The organism is Nonomuraea sp. NPDC050680 (assembly GCF_040654555.1).
Classification (GTDB): domain Bacteria; phylum Actinomycetota; class Actinomycetes; order Streptosporangiales; family Streptosporangiaceae; genus Nonomuraea.
In genome coordinates this window covers 383500-403236 of record NZ_JBFAIF010000004.1, presented here as the reverse complement: position 1 = coordinate 403236, position 19737 = coordinate 383500, and the positions used below count along the sequence as shown (strand labels likewise).

Genomic DNA, 19737 nt, shown 5'->3' with positions numbered 1-19737 from the left:
CCCACCTCGTCGCCCTCGTCCGCGCAGGAGCAACCTTCACCAACGGCAAGCTCGTCGAACGCCCCGACGACCGCCCAGAAGCCGCCTAAGAACCTGATCCATTAGGTCCTGACTATTGCTCCCGTCGCCTGCCCCTTGTCCGTGAGCTTCTGTGGCACCCGAGCTTCCGTGGTCTGTCACCACAGACGATCCGTCACCACGGACGAACGGACCACTGAAACGCGTCGAGTTCCACCGGAGTGGGGAACACGCAGTCACAGACCTGCGCATAGAGCCAGCGAGCACGAGGTATACGGAGGTAGAAATGAAGGCAATCGTCGCGACTGATCAGGCTGCGGAAGCGGCCGGGATCAAGCTGGCGGAGCGGCCTGAGCCGACGCCAGCGATCAACGACGTCGTCGTTGAAGTCCATGCGTCGGGCTTCGTCCCGGCAGAGTGGGAGTGGCCCTCGACATGGGTCGATCGCTCCGGTCACGACCGAGCCCAGCCGATCATCGGCCACGAGTTCGCCGGAGTGGTCACCTCCCTCGGCTACGGCACGACGGGACTCTCGCTGGGCCAGCGGGTGTTCGGGATCACGGACTGGCACCGCGATGGAACCCTGGCCGAGTACGCGGCCGTGGAGGCACGCAACCTCGCGCCGCTGCCCGGGGCCGTCGACTTCACGGTAGGTGCGAGCCTGCCGATCTCCGGCCTGACCGCATGGCAAGGCCTGTTCCAGCATGGTCGTCTTCAGGCGGGGCAGAGCGTCCTCGCACACGGCGCCGCCGGCGCGGTCGGATCTGTGGTGACGCAGCTCGCCCGGGAGTTCGGCGCTTACGTCATCGGTACCGGGCGGGCGGCGGACCGCCAGGCAGCGCTCGACTTCGGCGTGAACGAGTTCCTCGCCCTCGACGAGGGGGATCTCGAAGACATCGGAAGGGTCGACCTGGTCTTCGATGTCATCGGTGGTGACATCCAGAGGCGCTCGGCGAGCATCATCCGGCCTGGCGGGACGCTGGTGTCGGTGGTCGGGCCTGCTGAGACTCGCCCTGTCGACGGTCTCGCGGTCGACTTCGTCGTCGAGTCCGTTCCGAGTCAGCTGGTGGAGATCGTCGACCGGGTGCGGGACGGGCGCCTTCGCACGCACATTGGAATCGTCGCGACCCTCGACGACGCCGTCCCTGTGCTCAACCCGACCGAGCGGCGCAAGGGCAAGACCGTCATTCGCGTGCGTCCCTGAGCTTCCTGGAACGGACGGAGCGGCAGGAGTTGACGAGGGGGAAGTTCAGGCAGGCCGAGGCGTGGCCGCTCGTGCGACCTGCCTTACGACCGATGGCTTTTCGCAGGAGCGATCGCCCGCGACCGTCCTGCAGAGCGTCGGCGTGTCAGCCGCAACGGAAAGCTGATCGACTGGGAGTTTTAATGCCGTAGGTCTGGTCAGGTTCACCTGAGCGGCATCAGCCTTCGAGAGCGCGGGAGTGCGGTGATGGTGGATCTCGGTTTTGTCGGCCCCAGCCGACCGGCCATCGACACCGCTTCGTCGAGGCGACCGACAGCGACGCCCGAAGATCGAGATGTCGATCCGGATGGTGTCGATCGACACTCCGGAAAGCCAGGTCGGCGGCAACCCGCACACCGCCCAGGCCGCGCCCGAGCGGGCCGGCCGCCCGAACGGCCCCGCACGTCACCGGCCCGTGGAGCAGCGCCGTTTCCCCTCCCCGCCCTCCTTGTCCTACTCGCCGGCGCGGCCTGTCCATACGGGAAGATCCGTACCCCACAGGGTCGGCGGGTCGCTCCACGACCGGGGCGCATCCCCGTAGTGGATCGGGGGCAGGGCGTGGCGGAGCGACCCGTACGGCGAGGCGGTCTCCGACAGCCAGGGCCTTGAGTCGTAGCCGTCGCCTTCGACCTGCGTGGAAGGGATGTCGTGCAGCAACCAGGAGGCGGTGCCCGCGAGGGAGAGCCGCAGCCACCGCCCACCGCCGGTGAGCTGCCGGTCGCTCAACGCCCGCAGGACCGCGGCGGCCAGCAGATATCCGGTTCCGTGGTCCAGCGCCTGCGCCGGGAGCACGCCGGGGCGGCCGTCGGCTTCGGCCTCGATCACGGCGATACCGCTCGCCGCCTGGACCAGGCTGTCGAAGCCGCGCCGTGCCGCCCATGGTCCCGACCAGCCCCAGGCGCACAACTGGGCGACGATCAGGCCGGGCCGCCGCGCGAGGAGCGTATCGAGACCCAGAGCCTCCAGCGCGCCGGGCCGGTAGCCGAGGACCACGACGTCGGCCGAGCCCAGGAGGTCGGCGAAGGTGCGCAGGTCGTCGATGGCGGACAGGTCCAGCAGCGTAGACCGTTTGCCCATCCCGGTGTCGGCGTGGGCGTCCGTGCTCTCCGGCAGCCCAGGGGAGTCGACGCCAAGCACATCGGCGCCCAGGAGGGCCAGGGTGCGCGTGGCGACGGGGCCGGCGATGACCCGGGTCAGGTCCAGGACGCGCACCCCGGCGGCCGGCAGCGACGCCGGTGCCAGAACCCCCGGGCGGTTCTCCCCGGTGAGCCGGGCCGGAAAGCGGTGCGAAGGACACCGGGGCGCGGCTGTCGATGCGCAGGTGCCGTTCACTGACGAAGGCCGTGGCCACCGTCGCCTCCCGAACCTGAACTGCGGGTATCGGCCCCGCATTGCGCCGCGCCAGCAGTTCCGCCGCTGCCAGCGAGCACACGCCCACACTTGCCCGAGCCAGCTCCCGCACGGGCAGACGGGCCGGCAGAACCTCACCCGCCCCTTCGTACGACACCTCCTCGGCCAGCCTTGCCGGCCCTCCGAGAGCAGTCCAGGCGTGGACGGTCGCTGCATCGTTTCTGCGCGTCATCTGGTCAGCTTGCCCCGTAGCGGGTCGCGCGATGGACAGGAAGCCGGTGCAGATCCGCGCTGGACATCCGGATACCGCGTTTTACTCCTGACAACGTTCCTGAACATCGTTGGCGTCTGGAGCGGTTGGCGCGTAGCGCGGCGGCCAGTGCCCAAGAAGCGCAAACAACTGTTCCGTTGTCGTTCAACTTCGCGTACGACCGTCCTTGCCGGGTACCGGGGGCGCCAGAGAGGGGGAGCCATGGCATTGGACGCCATCAGCATGATCAAGTCGGACCATCGCGACGTGGAGCGGCTTTTCGGCCGGCTCAAGAAGGACACCGAGGATCGTCCGGCCCTCCTGGCCGAGCTGGCCGCCAAATTCGTCGCTCACTCCAGAGGGGAGGAGGAACTGGTCTACCCGGAGATCGCCAAGACCGTACCCAGCGAGAAGGACCAGGTCAGAGAGGGGGCGGAGGAACACCACGCGGCCGAGCGGATGCTGCTCAACCTTCTGGACGTCGACACCGACACGGCGCAGTTCGACACGCTGCTGAACGAGCTCGTTCAGGCAGTCACTCACCACGTTCAGGAGGAGGAGAGCGAGATCCTTCCAGCGCTCAAGAAGGCGGTGCCTCGCGAGCGCCTGGAGGAGCTCGGCCGAGCCTTCAGCGAACGTAAGGCACAGGAGATCCAGCATGGTCTTCCGGTGGGGAGCGGTAACAAGGCCGGGATCAGTAACAAGGCGGGGATCAGTAACAAGGCGCGGAGCGGTAACAAGACGCGGAGCGGTAACAAGGCGAGGAAGCAGAACCGAGGATCCAAGGAGCCGAGCAAGGAGGACTTGTACCACCGAGCCCAGGAGGCCAAGGTCCCGGGCCGCTCATCCATGACCAAGGAAGAGCTCACCCAGGCGCTGCAGAAGAGCGGCAAGGTCTGATCAGCGCGTGGGTCGCCTCGCAAGATTAGGGCCTTTGGCCCTGCCAAACTGAGCGATGGCGCCGGATAATAGCAGGTAGGAGGTGATTTCGATGAAAGAGAGTCATGAGCTCCGTTGGGGTGGAGTAGCAGGCGTCGCGGCCGTAGTGGTCGCCCTCATCGGGCGCCTGGTGATGGGGAACGCGCCACAGATCACGGAATCCGCGATGACGATCTCGGGATATCTGGCCGAGCGCCGGGCCCAGGTTATGGCGGCGGCACTGCTGTACGCCGTCGCGATCGCGCTGTTCCTGTGGTTCGGCGTGGCGCTGGCCACCGTCTTCCGCCGTTCGGACGAGGCCAGTGACGCGCCCGCGATGGTACTCGCGGGATACGTTGTCCTCGCTGCCACCGGATTCATCGGGATATCCGTGTTCGCCGGGATGACCTACGCCGTCACCACGCATCGGCCACTGCTGGCCATCGCCGCAGGACCGTATATCGCGCTGACCGTGATGGACGCCATCATGGGTATCGCGCTGGCCGTGCCCTTCGCGGCCTCGGCCGCCGCCATCATGCGCACGCACGTATTTCCGCAGTGGATGGCCTGGTGCGCCATCATCGTCGCCGTGGTCAGCGTCCTGGGCGCGCTCACGGTCGCGAGCACCGGCGGTCCGCTGGCACCCGGCGGCGCGTTGGTGGCGTTCGTGCCCGGGGTGCTCACCGCGCTGTGGGTGCTGGCCGCGAGCTGGCTGCTCATCCGCGAGCATCTGCCGATCCCGTCCGCCGGGGTAAAGCCGGTGATGGGCCACTAGGCACCGCGCCACGAGGCCACCGCGCCACGAGCCACCGCGCCACGAGGCCACCGCGCCACGAGGCCACCATCACGAGCCACCACGCCGGGTGCCCGAGCATGCCGGATCCGATCGGGCATGCTCGACACTCGGCCAGCGGCGATGGAGCTGCGGCGATGGAGCTGCGGCGATGGAGTGCGATGGAGTTGGTCAGTCTCCGTGCAGGCCGTCGGGGTCGCAGTAGTCGACTTCGTTCGTGGGCCTGAAGTTGGACACGATGATCTCGCGTTTGAACCGGCCGCCCTTTGGCACGTCCTCGGCCGACACCTCGTAGGTGAACTGCTGCATCGTTCGAAGCCGGGTACCGCCGATGACGATCGGGCGTCGGACCAGGTAAATGGCGGCCCACGGGCAGCAGTAGTAGCTGCCGTACGGCTTGCCGCCGGCGTCGGTGGCGTAGGTGATGGCGCCACTGGTGAACGCGGTGTCGATCTCGGCCTGGATACGCAGGGTGTGGGCCCGGTCAGGGTCGTACTCCCACATCTCCTTGATCGCTTGCCGGGCACGGGGATCCGCCTGCCAGACGCCGCGCTTTTGCGGGTCGGTCAGGCACCAGGGATCGAAATCGCGGTTGTTCACCGGCGGCACCGCGACGGGAGGCATGGCCCGTCTCGCGTCCAAGCCTTTGTAGCCGGCGATGAGTTGCGGCATCGCGATCAGCTGGCCGAGGTGGTAGTAGATCTCCAGCGCCCGCTGCAGCCGCTGCTCGATCGCCTCGTGCATCCGCGGGCTCGGGTCGGTGTCCAGCAGTCCCTCGGCGTAGTCGGCGGCGGTCGCGGCCTCGGCGGCGAGCTGCCTCAGCCGCCGCAACGCGTCCAGGTGCCGGTCGGCGTCGGCGACCGTCTGCTCGAAGACGCCGAGCGCGACCTCGGCATGCTGACGGATCGAGCGGGACGCGGCCAGCATGCCGTGCAGGTGCGGCAGCGGACATGGGTCGGCCTCGGCCCACTCCGGCAGGTCGGCCGGGAGGAGTAATTCCTTCTCCACCAGGTAGCCGGGATTGCCCGCCGCCTGCCGCGCCCGCGATACCCAGCCTTCGACCTGCGCGAAGCAGGCGCCCACCTGGTGGGCGGTCACTGGCGGCACGAATCCGGAGGTGCGGGGGTCGGCGGCGTAGTCGGCGTCCAGCAGGTGCTCGCCGATGGCCTGGAGGACGAACGCGTTCCACACGCACAGCAGCTGCCCGGCGGCCCCCTGCGGGCCGTGCCACAGGTTCACCCCCTCCAGGGCCAACCGGCGCCGCAGGCTTTCAGCCTGCTCCAGCTCGGTGTACACGAGCCCGCCTGCCCGCCGGTAGGCTTCGAGCTCGTCGGCCCGGACTTCTCCCTTCAGGGCAGCGGCCATCCGCGTCATCAATGTCCCCATGTGATCCCCCATCCCCATCCCCCGTGCGCCGTCCGTCGTAGCGTAAGTCGGATATGGGGGGTGATCTCCGAGTAGCAGGAACATTTTGATCACGACTCAATCGGGTGCGTGGCCGCTGTAACTCCTCTGGGACCGACACGTGCGCGCCGGTCCCAGAGGAGCCGTGCGGGTCAGCTGCCGGGGCCGACCCGCATCATCTGCTCGTTCATGATGAGGAAGGCGCCCAGCCCGTGGAAGTCGTTCACCGGGCGGCCCCGGTTGAAGTAGTAGCTGAGCGAGTCGCTGGCGTTGGTGCCCTCGCTGACGTCCACGAGGTTCGTCCGCCCGTCCTGGCCGAGTGAGATCTTGTTCAGCACCCCCTGGTAGCCCCGGTCGGCGTTGACGCGGTAGGAGGCGTCCACATACCCGCGCTCGACCGCCTTGGAGATCGTGTACGTGTACATCGCCGAGCAGGACGTCTCGGTCCAGTTGGCCGAGTTCGTCGTCTCGGTGACCACCTGGAACCACCGTCCGGTCGCCGGGTCCTGCCAGCGGGCGTAGGCGGGCACCAGGTCGCGCACGATGTTGATCAACGCGGCCCGGCGTGGGTGGTCGGCCGGGATGAGGTCGAGGATGTCGATCGTGGCCATGCCGAACCAGCCCATGGCCCGGCACCAGGAGATCCCGTTCGTGTTGCCCAGCGACGGCTTCACCCAGGAGGCGGTCAGGCCGCCGGGCTCGTCGTAGGCGTGGTAGAGCAGCCCGGCCGCCGTGCCCGAGGTGCGGCGCAGGTGGCTGTGATAGACCTCGATCTGCTTGGCCGGCTCGGCGCTGGTGAAGGTGTCGCCTGCGACCCAGGCGCCGTAGCGGGCCAGGAACGGATCGGCCATGTAGACGCCGTCGCCCCAGAGCTGGCCCTGCCGCGAGTCGGAGGTGGAGTGCCACCAGCCGCCGTCGGAGGTGCGCGGGTAGGTGTTCAGCCGGTTCCGGATCTTGGTGGCGGCGGTGCGGTAGCGGGCCTGGCCCGTCTCCTTGAACAGGGCCAGCAGGACGTTGCCCGCCTGCATGCTGTCGAGGTTGCCGAAGCTGTTGGAGATGTTGCCCGAGCCGTCGACGAACCGGTCGGCCCAGTCCTTGATGTACTGCAGGTAGCGGGCGTCGCCGGTGCGCTGCCAGACGAGATACTGCCCCCACAGGTACAGGCCCTGCGGGTAGCTCCAGCCGCCCAGCGAACTGGGGGTGAAGCGGGCCATCGTGGAGTCGACGACGGCCTTGGACCAGTCGGTCCCGCCGCCCGTGGTGCCGTCGTCGACGGTGAGCGAGTCGAGGTTCGGGCCGCCGTTCGCGGTCGTCGCGGTGGCCCGAACGATGTTCGGACCGGCGACTAAGGAGGCCTGTACGGTCACCGTCTGCCAGGTGGTCCACGCCCCGGTGCCGGGGAAGGGCAGGCCGGTCGCGATGGTCGTGCCGTTGAGGGTGACGCTCATCGGCCGGTCCACGGTGGTGCCGTTGGCGTACCGGAAGATCAGCCGCACCTGGCGCGCCTGCGGCGAGTCGGTCGCCCATTCGACCGACGAGCCGGCCACGTTGTCGTAGTTGACGAAACCGGTGCCGGTGAACCCGGCGTGGTTGGATTCCACGACGCCCTGCGAGATGGTGGCGTTCTCGGCTTCGTGGAGTGTGGCCGCGGCGACGGCCGCGGGCACGGGCTGGATCAGCAGGGCACCGAGGGCCACCACGGCCACGACTCGATGTCGGATTCTGAGGGGCAAGGGACTCTCCTCACGCTGGTGAGCGTCACAGATGAGACATCCTATGTCTCACCTGTGAGCTTCTGACCTGTGATGTCTCTCGGCTGTCCTGAGTGCGGTGAAGTGCCTGGCGTGCCATCGAGTGCGCCGAGAGACAGATCCAACCTTTCGCCTGTCGCATAGCCAAACATCCCGGCTCTCTCCCTGTCCAGGCGTCAGGTCATCCGATCTCTGCTCCGGATGACCATAAGTGGGGTTAGGAAAGTTTCCTAAAGATTGGAGCGTTCCAAGATCGAGAATCTGTTGACGGTTGTGACTATTTGTGGGAACACGATGAAAAGCTCCAATCTCTCGCCGAGATACCACCCCCCGCAGGAGTGATCGAATGAACTTACGCAGGTACCGCGTCCTCGCCGGTGTCCTCGCGCTCTTCGCCGGGGCGCTGACGGTCGTGGCCCCTCCGGCCGTCGCGGCGCCCACCCGATACGAGGCGGAGAGCGCCACGATCTCGCAAGGCGTCGTGGAGTCGAACCACACCGGATACTCCGGCACCGGCTTCGTCAACGGCGACAACGTCGCCGGATCCTCGGTCGAATGGACCATCAACGCGCCCAGCGCGGGCACCGCCACGCTGGCCTTCCGCTATGCCAACGGCACCAGCGCCAACCGGCCGAGCGACATCTCGGTCAACGGCACCGTCGTCGCCGCGGCGCGGGCGTTCAACGCCACCACGAACTGGGACACCTGGGCGACGGTCACGCTGACCGCGCCGGTCGTCGCCGGCACCAACACGATCAAGGCCACCGCCAGCACTGCGGGCGGCAACCCGAACTGGGACTACCTGGAGGCCGAGGTCGCCTCGTCCTCGAACTTCACCGACTACCAGGCCGAGAGCGGCACGATCTCGCAGGGCGTCGTCGAGTCGAACCACGAGGGGTACACCGGCTCCGGTTTCGTGAACTACGACAACGTGGCCGGCTCCTACGTCGAGTTCGCGGTGAGCGCCGCGAGCGCCGGGCCGCAGACCCTGACGTTCCGCTTCGCCAACGGCACCACCGTGGACCGGCCGATGAGCGTCACGGTCAACGGTACGTCCATCGCGGCCGGCCAGTCCTTCCCCGGCACCGGCGCGTGGACCACCTGGCAGGAGATCAGCCTCAACGCCACGCTGAACGCCGGCGCCAACACGATCAGAGCCACCGGCACCACCGCCAACGGCGGCCCGAACCTCGACCGGCTGCGCGTCAGCGGCCCCGGTGACACCGAGAAGCCGACCGCCCCGGGTCAGCCGGTCTGCAGCGACATCACCTACAACAGCATCCGGCTGGACTGGCCGACGTCGAGCGACAACGTCGGCGTCGTGGCCTACGACATCTTCCACCAGGGCACCCAGATCGCCACCGCGCCCGCGCCGCCGTACACGGTGACGGGGCTGAACGCCGACTTCGCCTACCAGATCTCGGTGTTCGCCCGGGACGCCTCCGGGAACGTGTCGCTGAGCAGCCCGGAGGCGAACTGCCGCACGCTGCCCGCGCCCGCGGACAACCCGCCGTCGCAGCCCGGCCAGCCCACCGTGACCGGTGTGCAGCCCACCTCGGCCACCGTGGCCTGGGCCGCCTCGACCGATGACAACGGCGTGCGCGCCTACCTGATCCGCGACCACGCCAACGGCACCGTGCTGCAGACCGTCACCGGCACGCCGCCCGCGACCAGCTCCAGCGTGGCGCTGGAATGCGCGCACACCTACCAGCTCGACGTCGTCGCGCGTGACAGTGCCAACCAGCTCTCCACGCCGAGCGCGGCCTCCGCGTCGTTCACGACCGGTAGCTGTGGCACCGTGCCGCAGACGCCGACCACGATCGCCGGCGGCTGGGACGTCCCCTGGGACATCTCCTGGGCGCCGGACGGCTCGTACGCACTGGTCACCGAGCGGGACTCGTTCAAGGTATTCAAGATCACCCCGTCGGGCACCAAGACACAGGTCGGCACCGTGCCCAACGTGGTGACCACCGACGGCGAGGGCGGCCTGATGGGCCTCGACTTCTCGCCCACCTGGAACGGCACGACCGACCAGGAGGTGTTCTTCATGCACACCGCCTCCGAGGGCAACCGCATCGCGAAGATGAACTTCAACGGCACCACGCTCAGCGGCTACACCGCGATCCTGCAGGGCATGATCGACAAGAACCGCTACCACAACGGCGGCCGCATCAGGTTCGGCCCCGACGGCTACCTGTACGCCACCACCGGTGACGCGCAGAGCAGCAGTAACGCGCCCGACCTCGACTCGCTCAACGGCAAGATCCTGCGCCTCACCAAGACGGGCGCGGCCGCCCCGGGCAACCCGTTCGGCACCCGCGTCTACAGCTACGGCCACCGCAACCCGCAGGGCCTGGCGTGGGACTCGGCCGGGCGGCTGTGGGAGTCGGAGCTGGGCAACTCCTCCAGGGACGAGCTCAACCTGATCCAGCCGGGCAAGAACTACGGCTGGCCCACCTGTGAGGGCACCTGCAGCACGACCGGCATGACCAACCCCAAGTACACGTGGAGCGTCTCCGAGGCCTCGCCCAGCGGCATCGCCATCGTGAACAACACGGTGTTCATGGCGGCGCTGCGCGGCACGCGGCTGTGGCGGATCGTGCTCAACGGCGAGAACGTCTCGACGGTCAACTCCTACTTCAACGGGACGTACGGCCGGCTCCGCGCGGTGGAGAAGGTGCCGAACGCCAGCGCCATCTGGTTCGGCTCCACCAACTCCGACAACAACGGCAGCGGTGACGCCGACGTGATCAGGCGCACCAACATCCAGTGACGCACGCCCCCTCACCCGGCGGCCGCGCTTCGGCGCGGCCGCCTGTCACCCCCCCGGAGCAACCCCCCGAGCAGCTGGAGAACCTCGCGTGATGGAACCTGACGACAGTGAGAGTAAGCCGACGCGCCGGGTGGTGCTGGGCGGCGCCTTCGGCACCCTGGCCGCGGCGGCGCTGACCGGTACCCCCGTCCCCGCTCAGGCCGAGGCGCAGGCGGCGCCCTGGACGCTCGACGTCCGGATGACCTCGGACGCCCAGTGGGCCGCGTTCCTGCGGGAGCAGGACCTGCTGTGGGCCAAGCTGCCCACGCTCTGGCACGAGGGCCCGTTCCTGGGCGACGGCCTGCTCGGCAGCATGATCTACAAGGAGCCGGACGCCAACAAGATCCGTTTCACCACCCAGCACGGCCGCGTCCAGGACCACCGGCCGGAGTTCGGCAGCGGGTTCGGCACCTGCAGGCTGCCCGTCGGCCATCTCACGCTCGACCCCGTCGGCACCATCACCGCCGTCGACTGGCGGCTGAGCCTGTGGGACGCCGAGCTGACCGGCACCATCACCACCTCGTCGGGGAAGATCACGTTCACCGCGTTCATCCATGACGAGACGTTCGTGGCCAGCGCCTCGGTCACGGGCAGTGAGCAGGTCCGGTGGACCTTCCACCCGGAGGTGGCCGACAGCCCCAGGCAGGCGTCGGAGGACCCGCCGTCCGGCTACACGCACAACCCGGCCTACACCACCAAGACCACCGGCGATGTCAAGCAGGTGCTCCAGGGGCTGGCCGGGGGAGGGCAGAGCGCCACCGCCTACCGGCAGAGCGGCAACCTCCTGCTGCTGGCGGTCGCCCACAGCTTCCCGTCCAACACCGCGGCCGAGACGACCTCGCTCGGCAGGATCCAGAACGCGGGCACGTACGACACGCTGCGGGCGGCGCACCGGACCTGGTGGCACGCCTTCTACCGCAAGAGCTTCGTGTCCTTCCCGGACCAGCGGCTGCAGAGCTTCCACTGGATCCAGCTCTACAAGGTGGCCTCCGCCACCCGCGCCGGCGCGCCGGTGATGGCGACGACCGGCCCGTGGCTGGAGCCCACCCCGTGGCCCGGCGTGTGGTGGAACCTCAACGTGCAGCTGGAGTACTGGCTCATCCACGGCTCCAACCACCTGGAGCTCGACTCGGTCACCAGCACGCTCGACCAGAACCGGGCGCAGCTGAGCGCCAACGTGGGCAGCGCGTACCGGAGCGACTCCTCGGGCGTGGGCCGCAGCTCGGACATGTTCGCCAACCGGAGCGTCGGCACGCCCGGCAGCGGCGCCGAGGTCGGTGACCTGACGTGGGCGCTGCACAACGTGTGGCTGTCCTACCGGCACACGATGGACGACGGGCTGCTCAGGGACACGCTGTTCCCGCTGCTGCGTCGGGCGATCAACTACTACCTGCACTTCCTGGCCAGTGGCAGTGACGGCAAGCTGCACCTGCCGAGCACGTTGTCGCCCGAGTATCCGACCGTCCCGCCGCAGGACACCAACTACGACCTGGCCCTCATCAGGTGGGGCTGCCAGACGCTGCTCGACTCGGCGGCTCGTCTGGGCATCGACGACCCGCTGAAGACCAGGTGGCAGCAGGTGCTCAGCACGCTCGTGTCGTACCCGACGGACACGAACGGTTACATGATCGGTGGCAGCACGCCGTACGCGCAGTCCCACCGCCACTACTCCCACCTTCTGATGATTTATCCCCTCTACCTGGTCAACTGGGATCAGACCGGCAACCGCTCGCTGATCGAGAAGTCGATCGTCCGGTGGCACGCCCTGACCGGCGCCCACCGGGGCTACAGCTACACCGGCGCCGCCTCCATGTACGCCATGATGCGGCGGGGCGACACGGCGCTGTCCTACCTGATGAAGTTCTTCGACCCCTCGACGTCCTATCCGTGCCGGGCCAACACCCACTACTCCGAGGCCGGACCGGTCATCGAGACGCCGTTGTCGGCCTCGCAGTCGATCCACGACCTGCTCTGCCAGAGCTGGGGCGGCGTCGTCCGCGTCTTTCCCGCGATCCCGGGCTCGTGGCCCGACGTCACGCTGCACGACTTCCGTACGCAGGGCGCCTTCCTGGTCTCCGCGGTACGGCAGGCTGGCACGACCCGCTTCGTCCGGGTCAGGAGCCTGGCGGGTGAGCCGCTCAAGCTCGACCACGGCCTGACCGGCACGGTCACCGCCGTGCTCGACGACGGCACTCCGGCCACGGTCTCGGACCTGGGCGGCGGCGTCCTGGGCATCACCCTGCCCAAGAACCGTGAGGTGCTCCTGTACGCGGGCGCGGTCCCCGACCTGGTCATCGCGCCGGTGCCGATCGCCAAGCCGGGCGCCGCCTGGGGCCTGCCGGGCGCGAGCACACCGCCGCCGCCGGGCCGCTACGAGGCGGAGGACGCGACGATCTCGCAAGGGATCTTCGAGAACTCCCACACCGGTTACAGCGGTTCGGGCTACGTCAACGGCGACAACGTGTCCGGTTCGTACGTGGAGTGGGCCTTCCCGATCACGACGGCGGGGACGGCGACGATCAAGCTGCGGTACGCCAACGGCACCACGGTCAACCGGCCGTCGGCGATCGCGGTCAACGGCACGACGGTGTTCCCCAGTCGTGACTACGCGAGCACCGGCACCTGGGACACCTGGGCCACCGACACCTTCACGGTCCCGGTCAACGCCGGGGCCAACACGCTCCGGGCCACCTCGACGACCGTCAACGGCAACCCCAACATCGACTACATCGACGTGGCGACCGCCTCGGGGGGCGGCACCGACTACCAGGCCGAGGACGCCACGATCTCCCAGGGTGTCGTGGAGTCCAACCACACCGGCTTCACCGGCGCCGGGTTCGTCAACTTCGACAACGTCGCCGGTTCGTACGTCGAGTTCACCGTGACCGCCGCGCAGGCGGGCGCCGCCACGCTGACGCTCCGCTACGCCAACGGCACCACGGTCAACCGGCCGTTGGCCATCGCGGTCAACGGCACCACCGTCGACCGCGACTTCACCGGCACCGGGAGCTGGGACACCTGGCAGAGCGCCACGCTCACCGTCCAGCTCACCGCGGGGGCCAACACGATCAGGACGACCGCCACCACGGCCAACGGGGGCCCCAACCTAGACAAGATCACAATCGGATAGGAAGCCATGGACATCACCCGACGCCAGCTGGGAACCCTCGTAGGCGCCGCGCTCCTCACCCCGTACCTGCCCGCCCGCCCGGCCGCGGCGGCGCTCGCCTGGCAGCTCATGTGGGCGCCGGAGGCGTCGTCGGTCGGGCTCGGCGCGTTCGAGACGATCGAGGACGACCGCGCCGACTCGCACCCCGCCGGCCAGCCGCACATCTTCGCCGAAGGTGACAACTTCCGCTTCAACATGCACACGGTCGACCGGGACACCAGTACCGACCGGCAGCGTCAGGAGGTGACCGGCACCCGTAACCCCAGCGGCTACCTGCAGTGGCTGAAGGGCGAGACGTGGCGCGTCACGTACTCGATGTTCATCCCGAGCTCGCTGAAGGCGACCACGACCTTCACCCACATCAGCCAGACGAAGATGCCGGGCACCGGCACCAGCCCGATCACCGTCACGTCGCTGCGCCGGGTGAACGGGGTGCAGACCATCGAACACAAGATCTTCGAGCCGGACATCCTGGTCGGCCGGACCAACCTGGAGCCGCTGCAGGACAAGTGGATCGACGCCGAGTACGAGATCAAGATCGGCGACGGCAGCGCGGGCTCGGTCCGCTGGGTGCTGCGCGACGGGAGCACCACGCTGGTCGACGCCACCAAGACCGGCGACACGTTCCTGGGCGACCGGGTCCGCCCCAAGTGGGGCATCTACCGCTCGCTCGGCGACACCTCCGGCTCGCTGCAGAACTGCTACATGCTGCTCAGCAACATGCGGGCCTACAAGCAGGTGCAGGTCACCGCGACCCGCCTGGAGGCGGAGAACGCGACGATCTCGCAGGGCGTGGTCGAGTCCAACCATGCCGGCTTCTCCGGCACCGGTTTCGTCAACTCCGACAACGTGGCGGGCGCATACACCCAGTGGGGGTTCCAGCAGGGCACCGCGGGCCCCGCGACCCTCACCATCCGGTACGCCAACGGCACCTCCGCGGACCGGCCCATGGACGTCACGGTCAACGGCACCGTCGTCGCCTCGGGCCTGAGCTTCGCGGGCACCGGCGCCTGGACCACGTGGGCGAGCAAGACCGTCAACGCCACCCTGGTCGCGGGCGCGAACACGGTCAGGCTCACCTCCACCACCGCCAACGGCTGCCCGAACCTCGACTACCTCGACATCACCGGACCCTAGGAGCGCGCATATGTCCCGTGTGTCGCGTACGGCGGTCCTCGCCGTACTCGCCCTCCTGCTCGGCCTGCTGACCGCACTGCCCGCCCGGGCCGACCTGCAACACCCGCGGCAGGCGTTCCTGCGCAACTCGATCGCCGGCCTCTTCCTGCACTGGGGCGAGCGCACCTCGCCGCAGCACACCAGCTGCAGCGGCTGGGAGGCCGACGTGACCAACGGCGGCTGGAGCGCCTCCTACTGGGTCAACGAGGCCAAGAAGCTGCACGCCCAGTACATCGTCCTGGCCACCTTCCACAGCAGGCTCGGCTACGCCAGGCCGTACCCGTCGTCGATCCCCGGCTCGTGCCGCACCACGCGGGACTTCCTGGGCGAGCTGATCGACGCCGCCGACGCGCAGGGGCTGAAGGTCATCAACTACATGACCGACGACCCGCAGTGGCACAACGAGGGGCTCAGCTCTGGCGACTGGCTCAACTCCTCGGCCTTCTCCAGCTACGTGGGCCACAACGTGGACCTGACCACTCGTGACGGGTTCGGGGAGTTCAGCTACCTGCAGTTCTTCGAGCAGATGCAGCGCTATCCGAAGCTCGCCGGGTTCTGGATCGACAACGACAACGCCTACTGGGAGAGCAACAACCTCTACGCCAAGATCTACCAGCAGCGCCCGGACATGACGATCTCGAACAACAACGAAGACACGCCGATCATGGACATGATCAGCAACGAGCAGAAGACCGGCATGTCGCCCTCCTACGACTACCCGCAGGCGGTCTACACGGCGCTGCCGAGGCTGATCGAGGCCGACTTCAAGCTGCCGACCGGCGGCCCCTGGTGGTACGGCGGGTCGGACGAGGCGGTGGACCGCAAGCTCACGCTGGGCCGGCTCATCACCAACGCCGGATCGTCGGTGAAGGCGCTGATGGCCGAGACCGCGATGGTCAACGGCAAGTTCCCCGCCCAGCAGGTGAGCTTCAACAACTTCGCCAACACCTATCTGGAGGAGATCTGGGAGTCGCTCGGCGGCACCGAGGGCGGCGGCTACATGTTCGGCGGGCTCAAACCGGGCTTCTGGAACAACGGCGCCCACGGCGTGACCACGATCTCCAAGACCGATCCCCACCGGCACTACATCCACGTCGTCACGCCGCCGTCCGGCAGCACGCTGTCCGTGCGTGACAACGGCTACCGGATCAGCTCGGTGACGAACCTGCGCACCGGCTCCCCGGTGACGTTCACGCAGGCCAACGGGACGCTGACGCTGAGCGGCATCTCCTCCTGGGACCAGTACGACACGGTCTTCAAGGTGATCTCCAGCGGCCGCGAGGGCATCTACAGCGGCGTCTCGCTGTCGGCGAGCTCCTCCACCAGCGGCCACGGCGCCTCGGCCGCGGGCGACGGCGACTACCTCACCTACTGGGACAGCAACGCCGCCGAGCCGGCGTCCCTGACGTTCGATCTGGGCTCGGCCAAGCGGATCCAGTACCTGGCGGTCAACCAGCGGGAGGACTCGACCGTCTATCCGTCGTCCGGGTCGGCCCGCATCTCCGGCTACCAGGTGTACGTCAGCAACGACGGGTCGAGCTGGGGGAGCGCGGTCAAGACCGGCACCGTGCCGAACGCGCGCGGCGTGCAGTTCATCGACCTGACCGCCACCACCGCCCGCTACGTCAGGCTCACCAAGACCGGCCACCACGGCGTCTCCCGCTGGCGGGTGGACGAGGCGTGGGTCGGCGGCCAGTACGCGGCCGGCGGCGGCACGACACCTCCGCCGGGCCGCTACGAGGCGGAGGACGCGACGATCTCGCAGGGCATCTTCGAGAACTCCCACACCGGTTACAGCGGCACGGGCTACGTCAACGGTGACAACGCCGCCGGATCCTATCTGCAGTGGTCCGTCACCGCCGCCGCGGCGGGCACGGCGACGATCAAGATGGGGTACGCCAACGGCACCACGACGAACCGGCCGTCGGCGATCGCGGTCAACGGCACGACGGTGTTCGCCGGGCGGGACTACGGCAGTACCGGCACCTGGGACACCTGGGCCACCGACACCTTCACGGTCCCGGTCAACGCCGGGGCCAACACGATCCGCGCCACGGCGACCACGGCCAACGGCAACCCGAACATCGACTACATCGACGTGGACGTGACACCGGGCGGCGGCGGAACCACCACCGACTACCAGGCCGAGGACGCCACGATCTCCCAGGGTGTGGCGGAGTCCAACCACACCGGCTTCACCGGGACCGGGTTCGTCAACTACGACAACCTCGCCGGCTCCTACGTCGAGTTCGCGGCGAACGCCGAGTCGGCGGGGAACGCCACGCTGACGCTGAGGTTCGCCAACGGCACGGCGGCCAACCGGCCGATGGACGTCACGGTCAACGGCACCCTCGTCTCCGACGAGCTCGCCTTCGACCCGACGGCGAACTGGGACACCTGGACGACCAGGTCGATCACGGTCCCGCTGAACGCGGGCGCCAACACCATCCGCGCCACCGCCACCACGGCCGGCGGCGGTCCGAACCTCGATCGCATCACGATCGGTTGAGCCCCGGCCGCCGTGCGGGCGCGGACGCTTCGCACGGCGGCCGGCACCAACGGCGGCCACGGCCCAGCAGGCGCACGTAGCGGCGGCGCGCCGGCTCCACCGGAGGAGCGTTTCCCTGGACAGTCCCCGGCCACGTACGGCGCTTGGCGCCCACCGGGCCGGCCGTACGAGCAAAGGAGAGAATCCCGTGAGAGGGAGAGGGATAGTCGCGGCGGTGGCGGTGCTCTTAGCGGGCCTGTTCGTGGGCCTGCAGCCCGCGGCCGCCTCCGACAACGGCCTGTCGATCAGGCCCGCCATGGGGTGGAGCAGCTGGAGCTTCGTGCGGCGCTGGCCTGATGAGACCAAGATGAAGGCCCAGGCCGACGCGCTGGTCAGCAGCGGCCTGGCCGCGCACGGCTACGTCTACGTCAACCTCGACGACTTCTACCAGAAGTGCGACTCCAACGGCTTCCAGGTCGACGGATTCGGGCGGTGGGCCGTCGACACCGCCAAGTTCCCCGGCGGGATCAAGGCGCTGGCCGACTACGTGCACGCCAAGGGGCTGAAGTTCGGCTTCTACGTCACGCCCGGCATCGCCAAGAACGCCGTCACCGCCAACAAGCCTGTGGAGGGCACCTCCTACCACGCGCAGGACATCGCCGACACCTCGCAGACCCACAAGAACTACAACTGCAAGAACATGTACCGGCTGAACTACTCCCACCCCGGCGCGCAGCTGTTCATCAACTCCTGGGCGAACCAGATGGCCTCGTGGGGCGTCGACTACCTGAAGATCGACGGCGTGGACGCGACGACGGTCGCCGACGTCGAAGCCTGGGACAAGGCGCTGCGCCAGACCGGCCGGCCGATCAACTTCGCGCTGTCCAACAACCTGCCCATCGCCCAGGCCACCACCTGGAAGCGGCTGGCCAACAGCTGGCGCACCCAGGGCGACATCGAGTGCTACTGCGGTCCGGGCGCGAACGGCAGCGGCTTCCCCCTCACCGACTGGTCGCACGTGTCCAGCCGGTTCACCTCGGCCGCCAGCTGGCAGCAGTACGCCGGTCCCGGCGGCTGGAACGACTACGACTCCCTGGAGGTCGGCAACGGCGACCAGGTCGGCCTCACCGCAGACCAGCGGCGTACGCACATGACGCACTGGGCCATGATCTCCAGCCCGCTGCTGCTCGGCACCGACCTGACCGCGCTCACCTCGACCGACCTGGCCATGCTGACCAACGACCGGCTCATCGCCGTCGACCAGGACGGCGTCGCGGCCGGCCGAGTTGTGAACAGTGGTGTCAACCAGGTCTGGCGTAAACGGGAGTCGAACGGTGACTACATCGTGGCGCTGTACAACACCGGAACATCCGGCAACTCCACCGTCAGCGTCACCTGGTCGCAAGTGGGCTTCACCGGCCCGGCCGAAGTCACGAACCTGTGGTCCGGCGGCTCAGAAGGCACCGTCGCCTCCTCCTACAGCGCCACCCTGCGCCCCGGCGAGACCCGCCTCATCCGCGCCCGGCCCACCACCGTGACCCCCCACTACGAGGCGGAGAACGCGACGATCTCGCAGGGCGTCGTCGAGTCCAACCACGCGGGCTACTCCGGCACCGGCTTCGTCAACTACGACAACGTCGCCGGCTCCTACGTCGAGTTCGCCGTCAACGCCACCGCGGCCGGCAACGCCAACGTCACCCTCAGGTACGCCAACGGCACGACGGTGAACCGCCCGATGACCATCACCGCCAACGGCACCACGCTGACCCGCGACTTCCCCAGTACGGGCGACTGGGACACCTGGACGACGGCCACGTTCACGCTGCCGCTGACCGCCGGGGCCAACACCATCCGCGCGACGGCCACCACTGCGAACGGCGGCCCGAACGCGGACTACATCGACGTGTCGGCCGCCACCCCGACCGGCACCGAGTACCAGGCGGAGAGCGCGACGATCTCGCAGGGTGTGGCGGAGTCCAACCACACCGGCTTCACCGGGACCGGCTTCGTCAACTACGACAACCTCGTGGGCTCCTACGTCGAGTTCGCCGTCAACGCCGCCGCCGCGGGCGCCACCCCCCTGACGATCCGGTACGCCAACGGGACGGCGGTGGACCGGCCCATGGAGGTCGCGGTGAACGGCACGGCGGTGACCACCCGGTCATTCCCCGCCACCACGAACTGGGACACCTGGGCGGACGGCACGGTCACGGTGGACCTCCAGGCGGGGGCCAACACGATCCGCCTCACGGCTACGACCGAGGGCGGCGGCCCCAACCTGGACCGGGTCACGCTGGGCTGATCCCGACCCCGGCCGCGGGCGGCGGCCCCCCGGCCTGGATCACGTCATGCTCGGCTGACCCGA

11 protein-coding genes are annotated in these 19737 nt (G+C 68.6%); 8 read left to right on the top strand and 3 right to left on the bottom strand.

Translation table 11 applies throughout. From position 1 onward, the window contains the following. The first annotated feature begins 304 nt into the window (after nucleotides 1-304). A complete protein-coding gene (locus AB0H88_RS17575) occupies nucleotides 305-1222 on the top strand; it encodes an NADP-dependent oxidoreductase (protein ID WP_357645507.1) in 918 nt (305 codons plus the stop codon). Between the two features lie 492 nt (nucleotides 1223-1714). Here AB0H88_RS17575 and AB0H88_RS17570 read toward each other — a convergent pair whose 3' ends face one another. Next, nucleotides 1715-2593, bottom strand: a complete 879-nt coding sequence (locus tag AB0H88_RS17570; RefSeq protein ID WP_357645505.1) for a CoA transferase — start codon at nucleotides 2591-2593, stop codon at nucleotides 1715-1717. A 490-nt stretch (nucleotides 2594-3083) separates the two neighbouring features. Here AB0H88_RS17570 and AB0H88_RS17565 point away from each other — a divergent pair, with 490 nt between their 5' ends. Beyond that, on the top strand, nucleotides 3084-3761 hold the full coding sequence (locus AB0H88_RS17565; protein WP_357645503.1) for a hemerythrin domain-containing protein: 678 nt from the start codon (nucleotides 3084-3086) through the stop codon (nucleotides 3759-3761). A gap of 91 nt (nucleotides 3762-3852) precedes the next feature. Continuing rightward, nucleotides 3853-4554 (top strand): hypothetical protein, encoded by a 702-nt coding sequence (locus AB0H88_RS17560; RefSeq protein WP_357645501.1) that lies wholly within the window; start codon nucleotides 3853-3855, stop codon nucleotides 4552-4554. A gap of 189 nt (nucleotides 4555-4743) precedes the next feature. On the opposite strand, the gene AB0H88_RS17555 is transcribed toward AB0H88_RS17560, so the two are convergent. Next, nucleotides 4744-5958, bottom strand: coding sequence for a hypothetical protein (locus AB0H88_RS17555; protein WP_357645499.1), 1215 nt, complete (start codon nucleotides 5956-5958; stop codon nucleotides 4744-4746). Nucleotides 5959-6128: 170 nt separating this feature from the next. After that, nucleotides 6129-7709, bottom strand: a complete 1581-nt coding sequence (locus tag AB0H88_RS17550; protein WP_357645498.1) for a glycoside hydrolase family 88 protein — start codon at nucleotides 7707-7709, stop codon at nucleotides 6129-6131. 364 nt (nucleotides 7710-8073) lie between these two features. Here AB0H88_RS17550 and AB0H88_RS17545 point away from each other — a divergent pair, with 364 nt between their 5' ends. From AB0H88_RS17545 to AB0H88_RS17525, 5 genes are all read left to right on the top strand, one after another. Next, a complete protein-coding gene (locus tag AB0H88_RS17545; RefSeq protein ID WP_357645496.1) occupies nucleotides 8074-10500 on the top strand; it encodes a PQQ-dependent sugar dehydrogenase in 2427 nt (808 codons plus the stop codon). Between the two features lie 91 nt (nucleotides 10501-10591). Next, nucleotides 10592-13669, top strand: coding sequence for a carbohydrate-binding protein (locus AB0H88_RS17540; RefSeq protein WP_357646394.1), 3078 nt, complete (start codon nucleotides 10592-10594; stop codon nucleotides 13667-13669). A 6-nt stretch (nucleotides 13670-13675) separates the two neighbouring features. After that, on the top strand, nucleotides 13676-14845 hold the full coding sequence (locus AB0H88_RS17535; RefSeq protein WP_357645493.1) for a carbohydrate-binding protein: 1170 nt from the start codon (nucleotides 13676-13678) through the stop codon (nucleotides 14843-14845). A 10-nt stretch (nucleotides 14846-14855) separates the two neighbouring features. Further along, nucleotides 14856-17393 (top strand): carbohydrate-binding protein, encoded by a 2538-nt coding sequence (locus AB0H88_RS17530; protein WP_357645491.1) that lies wholly within the window; start codon nucleotides 14856-14858, stop codon nucleotides 17391-17393. A gap of 187 nt (nucleotides 17394-17580) precedes the next feature. Then, the gene (locus AB0H88_RS17525) at nucleotides 17581-19674 is read left to right on the top strand and encodes a CBM35 domain-containing protein (RefSeq protein WP_357645489.1); all 2094 of its coding nucleotides are present in this window, start codon (nucleotides 17581-17583) and stop codon (nucleotides 19672-19674) included. Nucleotides 19675-19737 lie beyond the last annotated feature (63 nt).